16 protein-coding genes are annotated in these 14,321 nt (G+C 41.1%); 14 read left to right on the top strand and 2 right to left on the bottom strand.

The genetic code is table 11. From position 1 onward, the window contains the following. Window position 1 precedes the first annotated feature (1 nt). The 14 genes from nqrE (at window position 2) to EL242_RS00015 (ending at window position 11,787) form a co-directional block, all read left to right on the top strand. Window positions 2–598, top strand: coding sequence for an NADH:ubiquinone reductase (Na(+)-transporting) subunit E (gene nqrE, locus EL242_RS00080; RefSeq protein ID WP_020824243.1), 597 nt, complete (start codon window positions 2–4; stop codon window positions 596–598). Window positions 599–608: 10 nt separating this feature from the next. Further along, a complete protein-coding gene (nqrF, locus tag EL242_RS00075) occupies window positions 609–1,838 on the top strand; it encodes an NADH:ubiquinone reductase (Na(+)-transporting) subunit F (protein ID WP_006250393.1) in 1,230 nt (409 codons plus the stop codon). 123 nt (window positions 1,839–1,961) lie between these two features. Next, window positions 1,962–2,396 carry a nucleotidyltransferase substrate binding protein gene (locus EL242_RS00070; RefSeq protein WP_126301031.1) on the top strand — a complete coding sequence of 145 codons (435 nt, stop codon included), beginning with the start codon at window positions 1,962–1,964 and terminating at the stop codon, window positions 2,394–2,396. Beyond that, window positions 2,389–2,682 carry a nucleotidyltransferase family protein gene (locus EL242_RS00065; protein ID WP_126301030.1) on the top strand — a complete coding sequence of 98 codons (294 nt, stop codon included), beginning with the start codon at window positions 2,389–2,391 and terminating at the stop codon, window positions 2,680–2,682. Before EL242_RS00070 ends, EL242_RS00065 begins: the two co-directional genes overlap by 8 nt. Before the next feature lie 48 nt (window positions 2,683–2,730). Then, window positions 2,731–3,765 (top strand): FAD:protein FMN transferase, encoded by a 1,035-nt coding sequence (locus EL242_RS00060; protein WP_126301029.1) that lies wholly within the window; start codon window positions 2,731–2,733, stop codon window positions 3,763–3,765. A 12-nt stretch (window positions 3,766–3,777) separates the two neighbouring features. Next, window positions 3,778–4,023 carry a (Na+)-NQR maturation NqrM gene (gene nqrM / locus EL242_RS00055; protein ID WP_006250397.1) on the top strand — a complete coding sequence of 82 codons (246 nt, stop codon included), beginning with the start codon at window positions 3,778–3,780 and terminating at the stop codon, window positions 4,021–4,023. A 1-nt stretch (window position 4,024) separates the two neighbouring features. Then, window positions 4,025–4,441, top strand: a complete 417-nt coding sequence (locus tag EL242_RS00050; protein WP_126301028.1) for a nucleotidyltransferase substrate binding protein — start codon at window positions 4,025–4,027, stop codon at window positions 4,439–4,441. Beyond that, window positions 4,423–4,734 (top strand): nucleotidyltransferase domain-containing protein, encoded by a 312-nt coding sequence (locus tag EL242_RS00045; protein WP_126301027.1) that lies wholly within the window; start codon window positions 4,423–4,425, stop codon window positions 4,732–4,734. Before EL242_RS00050 ends, EL242_RS00045 begins: the two co-directional genes overlap by 19 nt. Window positions 4,735–4,845: 111 nt before the next feature. Further along, a complete protein-coding gene (mnmA, locus tag EL242_RS00040; RefSeq protein WP_126301026.1) occupies window positions 4,846–6,009 on the top strand; it encodes a tRNA 2-thiouridine(34) synthase MnmA in 1,164 nt (387 codons plus the stop codon). Between the two features lie 116 nt (window positions 6,010–6,125). Further along, entirely contained in the window at window positions 6,126–7,505 is a 1,380-nt protein-coding gene (argH, locus tag EL242_RS00035; RefSeq protein WP_126301025.1) for an argininosuccinate lyase, read from the top strand. A gap of 167 nt (window positions 7,506–7,672) precedes the next feature. Continuing rightward, a complete protein-coding gene (locus EL242_RS00030) occupies window positions 7,673–8,668 on the top strand; it encodes a RodZ domain-containing protein (protein WP_126301024.1) in 996 nt (331 codons plus the stop codon). 100 nt (window positions 8,669–8,768) lie between these two features. After that, window positions 8,769–9,881 carry a flavodoxin-dependent (E)-4-hydroxy-3-methylbut-2-enyl-diphosphate synthase gene (gene ispG / locus EL242_RS00025; protein WP_126301023.1) on the top strand — a complete coding sequence of 371 codons (1,113 nt, stop codon included), beginning with the start codon at window positions 8,769–8,771 and terminating at the stop codon, window positions 9,879–9,881. Between the two features lie 4 nt (window positions 9,882–9,885). Beyond that, window positions 9,886–11,157 (top strand): histidine--tRNA ligase, encoded by a 1,272-nt coding sequence (gene hisS, locus EL242_RS00020; protein WP_126301022.1) that lies wholly within the window; start codon window positions 9,886–9,888, stop codon window positions 11,155–11,157. 9 nt (window positions 11,158–11,166) lie between these two features. Further along, window positions 11,167–11,787 carry a YfgM family protein gene (locus EL242_RS00015; RefSeq protein ID WP_126301021.1) on the top strand — a complete coding sequence of 207 codons (621 nt, stop codon included), beginning with the start codon at window positions 11,167–11,169 and terminating at the stop codon, window positions 11,785–11,787. Window positions 11,788–11,849: 62 nt separating this feature from the next. Here the strand turns inward: EL242_RS00015 and dnaN are convergent, their stop codons facing one another. Continuing rightward, a complete protein-coding gene (gene dnaN, locus EL242_RS00010; protein ID WP_126301020.1) occupies window positions 11,850–12,953 on the bottom strand; it encodes a DNA polymerase III subunit beta in 1,104 nt (367 codons plus the stop codon). Between the two features lie 18 nt (window positions 12,954–12,971). Continuing rightward, window positions 12,972–14,321 carry a chromosomal replication initiator protein DnaA gene (gene dnaA / locus EL242_RS00005; RefSeq protein WP_172595329.1) on the bottom strand — a complete coding sequence of 450 codons (1,350 nt, stop codon included), beginning with the start codon at window positions 14,319–14,321 and terminating at the stop codon, window positions 12,972–12,974.

Below are 14,321 nucleotides of genomic sequence, written 5' to 3'. Positions count from 1 at the left end.
GATGGAACATCTTCTGAGTATCTTTGTTAAGTCCGTATTTATTGAAAATATGGCACTTTCTTTCTTCCTTGGTATGTGTACATTCCTTGCGGTGTCTAAGAAAGTTTCAACTGCTTTTGGTTTAGGTATTGCGGTAATTGTAGTACTTGGCATTGCAGTTCCAGCTAACCAATTAGTTTATACCCACGTATTAAAAGAGGGTGCATTAGTAGAAGGTGTGGATTTAAGCTTCTTAAACTTTATCACTTTCATCGGGGTTATTGCAGCACTTGTTCAAATTCTGGAAATGATTTTAGACAAGTTTTTCCCGGCACTTTATAGTGCATTAGGTATCTTCTTACCACTTATCACCGTAAACTGTGCGATTTTTGGTGGTGTATCGTTTATGGTACAACGTGAGTATAACTTTGTAGAATCTGTGGTTTATGGTGTAGGTGCAGGTACAGGCTGGATGTTAGCTATCGTAGCACTTGCAGGTTTAACCGAGAAAATGAAATATTCTGACGTGCCGGCAGGCTTACGTGGTTTAGGCATTACCTTTATCACGGTAGGTTTAATGGCGTTAGGATTCATGTCATTCTCAGGCATTCAATTATAAGGAGCATATCGTGGATAGTAATTTTATTTTCGGTATTATCGCATTTACGGCTCTGGTATTAGTGCTTGCGGTGATCATTCTTTTCGCTAAATCAAAATTAGTTGATTCAGGTGATATTACCATCTCAATCAACAACGATCCGGAAAAAGGCATTACGCTACCGGCTGGTGGAAAATTACTCGGTGCTTTAGCAAGTAAAGGGATTTTCGTTTCCTCAGCTTGTGGTGGCGGTGGCTCTTGCGGTCAATGTAAAGTACAAGTGAAATCAGGCGGTGGTGAAATTCTTCCAACTGAGTTATCGCACATTTCTAAGAAAGAAGCGAAAGAAGGCTGGCGTTTAGCTTGTCAGGTAAACGTGAAATCTTCAATGGACGTTGAACTTCCGGAAGAGATCTTTGGTGTGAAAAAATGGGAATGTACCGTTATCTCAAACGATAACAAAGCAACCTTCATCAAAGAGCTTAAACTTCAAATTCCTGAAGGCGAAGAAGTACCGTTCCGTGCGGGTGGTTATATCCAAATTGAAGCTGAGCCTCATACTGTTCATTATAAAGACTTCGATATTCCAAAAGAGTACCATGAAGACTGGGATAAATTTGACTTATGGCGTTATACTTCAAAAGTGGACGAGCATATTATTCGTGCATACTCAATGGCCTCATATCCGGAAGAGAAAGGCATTATTATGCTTAACGTGCGTATTGCTACACCTCCACCACGCAATCCGGACGTACCGCCGGGTCAAATGTCTTCCTACATTTGGTCATTAAAACCGGGTGATAAAGTGACAATTTCAGGTCCATTCGGTGAGTTCTTCGCTAAAGATACCGATGCGGAAATGGTCTTTATCGGTGGTGGTGCAGGTATGGCACCAATGCGTTCACATATCTTCGACCAATTAAAACGTTTAAAATCTAAACGTAAAATGTCATTCTGGTATGGTGCTCGTTCAGAACGTGAAATGTTCTATGTGGAAGATTTTGATGGTCTTCAAGCAGAAAACGACAACTTCAAATGGTATGTGGCACTTTCTGATCCATTACCGGGCGACAGAGAAGATTACTTCCGTGGCTTTATTCATAACGTGCTTTATGAGAACTACCTCAAAAACCACGAAGCACCTGAAGACTGCGAATACTATATGTGTGGTCCACCGGTGATGAATGCTGCCGTAATCGGTATGCTGAAGAGCTTAGGTGTAGAAGACGAAAACATCTTATTAGATGACTTCGGTGGTTGATAAACCTTAACTTCTGACTACAAGCGGTCAAATTTGCAAAATTTTCTGCAAAATTGACCGCTTGATTTAATTTATATTATTAAGTTTTGGTAATTTAATAATGTGAATTTTAAGGGGAAGCAAATGGAACAACTGGATATTACGGCACTTGAAAATGCTTTCAATTCCCTTGAGAAAACGATTGTCAGCCTTGAAAATCAAGCGTGGTTTAACCGGCAAGAAGCAATTATTCAAGACACTTTGATTGCAGGAGCAATCCAAAAATTTGAATTTGTTTACGAATTGTCGATAAAAATGCTCAAGCGTCAGCTCAAAAACATTGAGTCAAATGACACTGATATTGATAGCACCGAGTTCCGTGATATTTTGCGAATGGCTGCTCAATATGGGCTGATTGAATCACCGGAAGTCTGGCTAGATTATCGCAAAATGCGAAATATTACCTCGCATACTTATGATCAAAATAAAGCACTGCAGGTTTATAACGGAATTTCAAACTTTCTGGAAAGTACGTATTTTTTAGTTAAACAGCTCCAAAAACGCAATAGCTATGATTGATTTAACTGAGGCACAACGCCAACAGGTGTTGGATATTTTCAAAAAATACTTGCCTGATACACCCGTTTGGGTTTTTGGCTCTCGCATTAAAGGCACAGCTAAAGCCTATTCGGATCTTGATTTAGCATTAATCACCAAACAACCGCTCACGATTCGGCAACAAACAGAGTTAGAGCTTGCGTTTACGGATTCTGACCTACCTTTCACAGTAGATCTGATTGACTGGGCAAGTTGCAACGAATCGTTTAAACAAATTATTTTACAACGATATGAAGTGCTTATTTAATCGCTAAATATGCTATAATTTCCCCAATTTTTAACTTTTGTGATACCAATGAAAAAATTTTTTCTTCTTTTAATTGCTTTTTTTACTTTAAGTGCTTGTGAAAAAGCCCCTGAGCAAATTACGCTGTCGGGCAAAACCATGGGGACAACTTACACCGTAAAATATATTGATAATGGTGAAGTGAAGAATTTGATTTCGCCTGAAAAAATGAAAAATGAGCTGGATGGCTTATTGATTGAGGTGAATAATCAGATGTCCACCTACCAACAAGATTCGGAAATTAGCCGTTTTAATCAAGCAAAGCAGGCAAATCAAGCGGTCGAAATTTCGCAGGATTTTGCAAAAGTGGTACAAGAGGCAATCCGTTTAAATAAAGTCACCGAAGGGGCTTTAGATGTAACCGTTGGTCCATTGGTGAACTTGTGGGGGTTCGGGCCGGATAAACGCTTAAATAAAGTGCCGTCTGAGGAACAAATTGCAGAGCGTTCTGCTTATGTCGGCATTGATAAAATTTTGCTTGAAATGAGTAGTAAACCCAAGCTCACCAAGTCAGCAGCTAATCTTTATCTAGATTTATCGTCTATTGCAAAGGGTTTCGGTGTAGATAAATTAGCCGAGCATCTTGAAACTATAGGTGTGAGCAACTATTTAGTTGAAATTGGTGGCGAATTACGAGGCAAAGGAAAAAATTTACAAGGCTTAGATTGGCGGATTGCAATCGAGCAACCGGTAATGACACAAGGTCAAGCCGCACAAATTACCGTGCCGTTGCACAATTTGGCGATGGCAACTTCGGGCAATTATCGTAATTATTTTGAAGATGAAAAAGGCAACCGTCTTTCACATATTATCGACCCAAAACAGTTACGTCCGGTAAACCATAATTTAGCCTCTATCACTGTATTTGCCCCAACCACAATGACGGCAGACGGCTTATCAACCGGTTTATTTGTGTTAGGAGCGGAAAAAGCATTAGCAGTGGCAGAGCGTGAAAAATTAGCAATCTTTTTAATTGTTAAAAACGGCGATAAATTTGAGACACAAATGTCGAGCGAATTTAGCAAACTTATTCAATCACAATAGTTGGAGTGAAAAATGGAAACTGTATTATTAACCTTTGGCTTTTTTGTAGCCGTGATTTTTGCGATGTCGATTGGTTTTATCGTGAAAGGCAAAACCATCAAAGGCAGCTGTGGCGGTATCACCGCTTTAGGTATGAAAAAAATGTGCGACTGCGAAGAACCTTGCGATAACCTAAAATCTAAAATCGCAGACGGCACAGCCGACCCTGAAGAAGTGGCACGTTTTAATAAAGAGCCACAATTTTATGAAGTGAAATAATATGAATAGAGATATTCGCTGGAAACAGCGGTTTGATAACTATAAAAAATCAGTAAGTTACCTTCAAGCAGAAGCAGAAAAATACGCTGATACCGACATTGATGTAATTAAAAAAGGAATTATCCAGAGTTTTGAGATTACACACGAGTTAGCGTGGAAGTTAATGCAAGATATTTTAAAATGGGAAGGTGAAGTTGATATTTATGGTTCAAAAACGGCTTCTCGTTTGGCTTTTAATCGTGGGCTAATCACTCAGGGCGAAGTTTGGCTAGAAATGATAAAAAGCCGCAATATAATAGTTCATACTTACGATGAAACTATTTTAACTGAAGAATTTAATAAAATTATCAAGGCGTATCTGCCTTTATTTATTGAATTTGAACAGCGAGTAGAAACACTATGCCAAACTTTGGACTAAGCGAACGAGCGACGAAAACTATTACCGATATTCTTGCGAAATACCCTGAAGTGGAGCAAGCAATTATCTATGGCTCGCGTGCTAAAGGTAATTATCGTGAAGGCTCAGATGTAGATCTTACTTTCAAAGGCAAAGATCTGACTTATGATATTGTAAAAAGAATCTGGGGTGATCTTGATGACTCAAGCTCACCTTATTTATTTGATCTTTCCATTTATGATAAACTCACAAATCCTAACTTTATTGAACATATTGATAGAGTAGGAAAAGTCTTTTACCAAATAGAACTCTAATTTCTTAATAGGCAAGCGGTTCATTTTGCAAAATTTTTTGCAAATTTCACCGCTTGTTGTTTTTATCACTAACCAATGTGCTTCGCCTTAACCGAAGTTACGGGAGAATTTATGTCAAATCTATTAATTTCAAACACTTATAACACCCATTTCCCGAAATTAACACCAGAGCAACTTGCTGAAAATGGCAAGAAAAAAGTCATTATTGGTATGTCCGGTGGGGTGGATTCCTCGGTTTCTGCTTTTATTCTTCAACAACAAGGCTACCAAGTGGAAGGCTTGTTTATGAAAAACTGGGAAGAAGATGATGATACCGATTATTGTACTGCCGCCGCTGACCTTGCCGATGCTCAAGCGGTTGCCGATAAACTGGGTATGAAGTTGCATAAAATTAATTTTGCTGCGGAATATTGGGATAATGTATTTGAATATTTCTTGGCGGAATACAAGGCAGGAAGAACGCCAAATCCGGATATTTTATGTAATAAAGAGATCAAATTTAAAGCCTTTTTGGAATATGCAGCAGAAGATCTTGGTGCAGATTATATTGCGACCGGGCATTATGTCCGCCGCACGAATGATGATCAAGATGCGAAACTTTTGCGTGGTTTAGATGAAAATAAAGATCAGAGCTACTTTTTATATGCGTTAAATAAAAAGCAGATCGGGCAGAGTTTATTCCCGGTGGGCGAAATTGAGAAGCCGATTGTGCGAGCCATTGCCGAAGATCTAGGATTAGCAACGGCAAAGAAAAAAGATTCTACCGGCATTTGTTTCATCGGTGAGCGTAAATTTAAAGATTTCTTAGCTCGTTTTCTGCCGGCTCAACCGGGGGAAATTCGCACTGTTGACGGCAAATTAGTCGGTCGCCACGATGGGCTGATGTATCACACGCTTGGGCAACGAAAAGGCTTAGGTATCGGCGGGGTGAAAGGGCTAAGTGAAGATCCGTTTTATGTGGTGGAGAAAGACTTACTTAATAATGTATTGATTGTAGCACAAGGACACGATAATTCAGCTCTGCTTTCAAACGGCCTAATTGCGAAACAGCTCACTTGGGTGGATATGATGCCGTTGCGTGAAAATTTACGCTGCACGGTAAAAACCCGTTATCGTCAAGCAGATATTGCCTGTGAAATCCAAGTGATTGATGATGAAACTATTCGAGTGATGTTCGATGAACCACAAATTGCCGTGACCCCGGGGCAGTCTGCCGTGTTTTACTTAGGCGAAGTTTGCTTAGGCGGTGGCATTATTGAGTCACAATTAAAATAGTTATAAATAAATATTGAAATATTCTGCATATTTATGCAAAATAAGCGAAAAGTTAAGGCGGTAAAACGCCTTTTTCATTTTGATTAATACAAAGAATAATATACAAGGAACAGACTATGGCACTTTGGGGTGGACGCTTTACACAACAGGCAGATGCAAAATTTAAATATTTTAACGATTCATTACGTTTTGATTACCGCTTGGCGATTCAAGATATTGAGGGGTCAATCGGCTGGGCAAAAGCCATTACTTCGGTAGGTATTTTAACGGCAGCAGAATTAGAACAACTAATCGCAGCATTAAAAGAGGTGAGAGCAGAGGTGGAATCTAACCTCACCATTATCTTAAAAGATGATGCGGAAGATATTCACAGCTGGGTTGAATCCAAGCTGATTGAAAAAGTGGGCGATTTAGGTAAAAAATTGCACACCGGGCGTAGCCGTAATGACCAAGTAGCGGTGGATATTAAAATGTGGTGCAAGGTGCAAGCGGTAGCACTGCAAGAGCGAATCCGAGCTTTACAAGAGCGTTTGGTGTCCGTTGCCGAAGAAAATCAAGACTCAGTGATGCCGGGTTATACCCATTTGCAACGGGCTCAGCCTGTGACCTTCGCCCATTGGTGTATGGCTTACTATGAAATGTTAGAACGGGATTTCAGCCGTTTGAGCGATGCAAATAAGCGTATGAGCACTTGCCCGCTTGGTTCAGGGGCATTGGCTGGTACGGCTTACGGCATTGATCGTGACTTATTAGCCCGTGATTTAGGCTTTGAAGAAGCCACACGCAACAGTTTAGACAGCGTGTCAGATCGTGACCATATTTTAGAGCTGCTTTCTACTGCCTCGATCAGTATGATGCATCTCTCTCGCTTTGCTGAAGATTTAATCATTTTTAATAGTGGTGAATCAGGCTTTCTTGAAATGTCGGATCGTGTGACCTCAGGCTCATCACTTATGCCACAGAAGAAAAACCCTGATGCTTGTGAGCTGATTCGTGGGAAATCCGGTCGGGTATTTGGAGCATTAAACGGTTTATTAACTACACTCAAAGGGTTGCCACTTGCTTATAATAAAGATATGCAAGAGGACAAAGAGGGTATTTTTGATGCGTTGGAAACTTGGCAGGCTTGTTTAGAAATTGCAGAACTTGTACTGGTTGATATTCAAGTGAATACCGAACGCACCCGAGAAGCCGCTCAGCAAGGTTATGCGAATGCGACCGAGTTGGCAGATTATTTAGTGGCGAAAGGCGTGCCATTCCGTGAAGCTCACCATATTGTTGGCGAAGCGGTGGTATATGCAATCGGCAAAAAACAACCGCTTGAAGCATTAACGATTGCCGAGTTCCAGCAATTCCACGTTTCTATTGATAATGACGTTTATCCGATTCTGTCATTAGAGTCCTGCTTAGAAAAACGTTGTGCTAAAGGAGGGGTGAACCCACAACGTGTGGCAGAGGCGATTGCGGCAGCAAAAGCCAATTTAGCTTCTAAGTAAAGCAAGATACAAGCGGTCATATTTTGCAAAAAAATTGAAAAATATGACCGCTTGCCGATTAAATTTTCAATTTTTTACGCATTAAGATTGCAAAATAGGCATTACCTCTTTAAACTTCCGAATAATTTTTGAATTTTATTTCTACTACTTTCTTTAAAGAGTTTTATATGACAGAATCAGTTAATTCTACTCAAGCTGGTACAGCACTTTCTTTAGGGCAACAATTAAAAGCGGCTCGTGAAGCGTTAAATCTTTCTATTACAGATGTTGCTCAAAAAACCAACTTAAAAAAATCACATATTGAATCACTTGAAAATGATATCTTTATTCTACAAAACGTTGCCCCAACTTTTGTGCGTGGCTATGTGCGTAATTATGTGAAATTTTTGCGTTTACCTGAATCCCTTATTTCGAGCGTTAATTATGGTGAAGTCACTATTCCAAAAGAAGTCACTAAAGTTTCTTCAGTAAAACCTTCATCAAATTCACAAGGTAAAACCTTAAAGTATTTAACGGTATTAGTATTGCTTGCGGCATTAGGAATGACATTACTTTGGTGGTGGCAAGGGTATCAAAAAGAACAGGAAAATCGTGAGCAATTTGTTAGCTCTGCACCAGTTGCTGAAGTGACAAATACCACTACAAATAATAATGATGCTTCAGCACAAACTTCCGTGCCTGTTCAGCAACCTATTCAGGTTTCAGAGCAGCCTGCTCAAGCAGCAGAAACGGTAGTTGCAGCAGAACCGGCATTAACTGAAAAAGTAGAGCCTACACAAACGGCATCGCCGGCTGTAGCACAAGAAGAAGTTAAAGCGGTAGAAGACGTTAAACAAGCTGATACAGCACAGGTTGAAGCAGTGAATGTTTTACAGCAATCTCAGTCGGAACAAGCACCTACAGAACAGCCTGTTGCGGTAACGAATGATGAGCTTCGTATCGAAATTACCGGTTCACAAAGCTGGATTACAGTGCGAGGTGCTAAAAATAAACGTTTAGCAGAAAAATTATATAACAATGGTGAGACTTTAAGTTTCAATGAGAATGAGCAATATCGTTTAACCATTGGTGCGCCTGCCAATGTAAAAGTGTACTATAAAGGCCAAGAAGTACCATTGAAAATTGATGGGCGTGTAGCTCGTATTCGTTTACCGTTACAGTAAGCTTGATTTAACGATGAAACGCACGTAAAGCTAGCATTCAACGATAGCTGTCTTTACGAGCGTTTTCTGTTTTTATAAATTTTCACAATTAGCTAAAAATATGATACATCAATCACCTATTAAACGTCGGGTATCGAAGAAAATCTATGTGGGTAATGTGCCTGTAGGCGGCGATGCACCGATTACGGTTCAGTCAATGACCAACACCCGCACAACTGATGTGGAAGCAACGGTTGCTCAAATTAAATCGCTAGAACGTGTCGGGGCTGATATTGTGCGTGTGTCCGTGCCGACAATGGACGCAGCAGAAGCATTTAAAGCGATTAAACAACAAGTGAATGTGCCATTGGTGGCGGATATCCACTTCGATTATCGCATTGCGTTGAAAGTTGCCGAATATGGGGTGGATTGCTTGCGGATTAACCCGGGTAATATCGGAAATGAAGAGCGGATCCGAACTGTGGTAGATTGTGCCAGAGATAAAAACATTCCGATCCGAATCGGGGTGAATGCCGGATCATTAGAGCGTGATTTGCAGGAAAAATATGGCGAACCGACACCACAGGCATTATTAGAATCGGCATTACGCCACGTTGATCACTTAGATCGCCTTAACTTTGAACAATTCAAAGTCAGCGTGAAAGCCTCAGATGTATTTCTAGCGGTCGAATCTTACCGACTTCTTGCAAAACAGATTGATCAGCCCCTGCATTTAGGCATTACTGAAGCAGGTGGTGCGAGAGCCGGCTCGGTGAAATCAGCGGTAGGCTTAGGGTTATTATTGGCGGAAGGGATTGGCGATACCTTGCGTGTATCATTAGCGGCTGATCCTGTTGAAGAGGTGAAAGTTGGCTTTGATATTTTGAAATCGCTGCGTATTCGCTCTCGTGGGATCAATTTTATTGCTTGCCCAACCTGTTCCCGCCAAGAAATTGATGTAATTGCGACGGTAAACGAGCTAGAGCAACGTTTAGAAGACATTATCACACCGATGGACGTATCGATTATCGGCTGTGTGGTAAACGGGCCGGGTGAGGCGTTGGTGTCTGATTTAGGGGTAACAGGTAGCAATAAAATGAGCGGCTTTTATTTAGATGGCGTTCGTCAAAAAGAGCGTTTTGACAACGCAAAATTAATCGACCAATTAGAAGCTAAAATTCGTGCCAGAGTTGCACAACAACATAATCGTATAGATATTGAACAAATAGGATAAGAGAGTGGCAAAAACAATTCAAGCAATTCGAGGAATGAACGACTGCTCACCAAGTGAGTCTCCATTATGGCAATGGGTTGAACAGAAAGTGCGTAATGTGCTGGCAAGTTACGGCTATTCGGAAGTGCGTATGCCGATTGTAGAAAGCACCCCGTTATTTGCCCGTGCCATCGGCGAAGTAACTGATGTAGTGTCGAAAGAGATGTACACCTTCTGGGATAATGATGAGCAATTAACGCTCCGTCCGGAAGGTACAGCCGGTTGTGTGCGTGCGGCGATTGAGCGTGGTTGGATCTACAATAATGAGCAACGCTTATGGTATATGGGCCCGATGTTCCGCCACGAACGTCCACAGAAAGGGCGTTATCGCCAATTTCACCAAGCCGGTGTTGAAGTGTTCGGCATTGCCAATCCGGAAATTGATGCGGAGTTGATTATTCTTACCGCACGTCTATGGAAAGAGTTAGGTATCGACCAACACGTTTCTTTGCAACTTAACTCTATCGGCTCGTTAGAAGCTCGTGCAAATTATCGTTCGGCATTAGTAAAATTTTTAGAAAATCATACCGCGTTAATGAGCGAAGAAGAGAAAGAGCGTTTGGTGAAAAACCCACTGCGGATTTTAGATACCAAAAACGAAGCACTACAAAATGTATTAAACGATGCCCCAAAACTGCTTGATTATTTAGATGATGACAGCCGTGAGCATTTTACCCAGCTTTGTGCCTTACTTGATGCAATGGGAATCCGTTACGAAGTCAATCCAAAATTGGTGCGTGGTTTAGACTATTACAATAAAACCGTGTTTGAATGGGTCACTTCAGCTTTAGGCTCACAAGGCACAGTCTGTGGCGGTGGGCGTTATGACGGCTTAGTCGAACAACTCGGCGGACACGCAACCCAAGGCGTTGGCTTTGCAATGGGCTTAGAGCGTTTAGTGCTGTTGGTGCAAGAGGTAAATAAAGAGATTAATTTACCAAAAGCGGTGGATGTGTATATCGTATTCTCCGGTGAAGGGGCAACACTAAATGCCTTCCAACTTGCCGAGCAGATTCGTAGCGAATTGCCACACGTTGGCGTAATGACACACTGTTCCGGCGGTAAATTCCAAAAACAATTTAAACGTGCAGATAAAGTAGAAGCCCAAATTGCCTTAGTGATTGGCGAAAGCGAAGTGGCTGAAAAGCAAGTTGTTATCAAAGATTTGCGTTCAGGAGCAGAACAAATCACGATTGCTCAATCAGAGCTGATTGCTGAGCTATTTAAACGATTTTAGGAGAAAAAGATGAGTAACGAATATTTAAATAAAACCGAAGAGCAGCAATTTGAAGATGCCAAAAATTGGTTTAAAGAGAACGGCACACCGATTTTGGTGGCGATTATTTTAGCTTGTGCAGCAACTGCCGGCTGGAATTTTTGGAAAAATCACCAGCTTGAAACGGCACAAAAAACATCCGCTTCATACCAAAGTGTAATGGAGAGTTATTTGCAAAATCCAAGCAAAAACCAACCGCTTGTCGAGAAATTTATTGCGGATAATAAAGATTCAAGCTATGCCGCTTTTGCCCAATTTGAAACGGCTAAACAAGCGGTCGAAAAAAGGGATTTTTCTGCGGCTAAAACAGCGTTACAGTCAGTCTTAGCTCATTCAGATTCAACCTTACAATCGATCGCGCGTTTTCGTTTGGCTCAAATTGACTTTCAATTAAAATCTTACGATGAAGCACTGGCAAGTCTGGCTCAAATTCAAGATAAAGCGTGGGAATTGCGTAAGCAAATTCTAACAGGCGATATTCTTGCAGCAAAAGGCGATATTCCTGCGGCGAAAAGTGCTTATGAGCAAGCTAAAACGACCGCAAATCCTCAGGAACAAACCTTAATTGATGTACGTTTGAATAACTTATAAAAACAAAACCTGATTGAAATAAAATCAATCAGGCTTTTTTGTTGGTTTAGTGTTGCTGTGAATTATAAACGCATCGGCATAATCACATATTCGGCAGAGCTGTTATCGCAATCTTCAATTAAGCAACTGGAACTTGAATCAACTAAGCTAAAACGCACACGTTGGCATTTTAAAGTGTTTAACACATCTAATACATAGCTAACGTTAAAGCCGACTTCCATTTCCGGGCTGTCGTAGGCAACATCAATGATCTCTTCCGCCTCTTCTTGCTCCGGGTTGTTGGCGGTAATTTTGAGTAAATTATTGCTTAAGGTTAAACGCACCCCTCTAAATTTCTCATTAGAAAGAATCGCCGCACGCATTAATGCCCGTTTGAGGGTTTCGGTTTCCGCTTCTAGAATACGGTCTGCATTGCGAGGCAGAACTCGGCGGTAATCCGGGAATCTGCCGTCAATCAGTTTAGAGGTAAACACAATGCCGTTCATTGTAATACGGATATTGCTTGAACCGATTTCCAAACGCACGGTTTCATCGTTGCTGGAAACCAAACGGGAAAGCTCAAGTACGGCTTTGCGTGGCACGATAACCGAATGGGTCAAAAGCTCTTGATTTAGCACCATTGTGCAAACGGCTAAACGGTGTCCGTCTGTGGCAACGGTGCGTAATAAATTGCCTTCGGTTTCAAATTTCATTCCGTTTAAGAAATAACGGGCATCTTGGTTCGCCATTGAGAATTGGGTCGCATCAATCAGACGGGCAAGGGTAGATTGATCAATTGAGAAATCCACTTCCGGTTTCCAATCCATCAAATTCGGGTAATCACTTGCCGGTAATGTAGCTAAACTAAATTTACTACGCCCTGCTTTGATAATGGCTTTATCTTCTTCAAATTGTACCGAAATCACGCTGTCATCAGGTAGGCTTTTGCTGATATCAAGGAATTTTTTCGCCGGAATGGTAAATTTTCCGGCAAAATCGACCGCTTGTAGCAGTTGTGCTTGGGTGGTTAATTCCACTTCTAAGTCGGTGCCGGTTAAAGATAGACGATTACCTTCAATTTCTAATAAAAGATTGTTAATAACAGGCAAAGTCGGACGGCTACTTAATACGCCACACACCTGTTGTAAAGGCTTAAGTAATTGTTCTCTGGTAATGGTAATTTGCATAATCATTCCTTCATCGGGCTAAGATGATAATTTGCGTGTTAAATGGATATAATCTTCTTGGATACCGCTTTCGGTATCGCGTAATTCATTAATGGTTTTGCAGGCGTGCATCACGGTAGTATGATCCCGACCGCCAAATTCCCGACCAATTTCCGGCAAGCTATGGTTGGTTAGCTCTTTTGCCAGTGCCATTGCCATTTGGCGAGGACGGGCAATGCTTCTTGCCCGACTTTTCGATTTAATATCGGCAACTTTTATGCCGTAATATTCGGCTACAATGCGTTGAATATTTTCAATCGTAATCAAGTAATCGAAAGAGGCAAACAGATCTTGCAAGGTTTCACGCACCGCATCAACCGTAATCGGGCGAAGGGTCAATTTTTGCCACGCAATTACACGGTTTAATGCTCCCTCCAATTCACGCACATTGGTTCGGAGTTTTTGCCCCATTAAATAGGCGGCATCTTCTTGCAAATCTGCTCCACGTTCTAAGGCTTTTTGGCGAAGAATTGCCACTCGGGTTTCCAATTCAGGTGGCTCAATGGTCGCACTAATACCGCCGCTTAAACGGGATTTAATCGCCGTGTCAATTTTATCAATGTTTTTCGGTAGCACATCGGAGGTTAAAATAATCTGTTTGCGTTGTTCAAACAGCGAATTCAACAGATGTAAAAATTCTTCTTGCACTTTCGGTTTATTGGCAAGAAATTGAATATCGTCAATCATTAACACATCAAGCGAGCGGTAGAATTTTTTGATTTTTTCCGCATCGTTATTGGAACTGTTGATCGCCTTAATAATATCACGATAAAAACGTTCCAAATGAATATATAGCACCCGAGTACCCGGTGTGCGTTTAACTAATTCATTGCCGATAGCGTGTAATAAGTGGGTTTTGCCTAAACCGGTGCCGGCATAAAACGAGAGTGGGTTGCAATGGCTTTCGCCTAAATTATCCACCACTTGTTGAGCCACTAATTTAGCTAATTGGTTTGAGCGACCTTGTACAAAATTATCAAAGGTTTGATTTGGATTTAGCCCGGTTTTAAAGCCGGTATTGCTGAATTCTGAACTCTCGTTTTTTAGACTTGGGCTGACCTTTGGCTGTTCTGTCGGTTTAATCCCAACTTTTAACGTCACCACCAAATTATCATTTTTCGACAAAAAACGGGCAAGCTCGGTAATTTCAGATAAAAATTTATCTTTTACCCAGTTTTCAACAAATTGATTTTGTGCATAAAGTGTAAGTTCCCCATTCTCAGAACTTGCCTGCAGAGGACGTAGCCAAGTGCTGTAATCGGTTGGTGAGACTTTCGTTTGTAAGTGATTAAGGCAATCAGACCAAAGGGAAGACACAATTTGCTCCAA

Origin of the sequence: Mannheimia haemolytica, assembly GCA_900638155.1 — a bacterium.
GTDB lineage: Bacteria > Pseudomonadota > Gammaproteobacteria > Enterobacterales > Pasteurellaceae > Mannheimia > Mannheimia glucosida.
The sequence above is the reverse complement of the archived record's forward strand: the minus strand, read 5'-3'. Positions and strand labels throughout refer to the sequence as shown.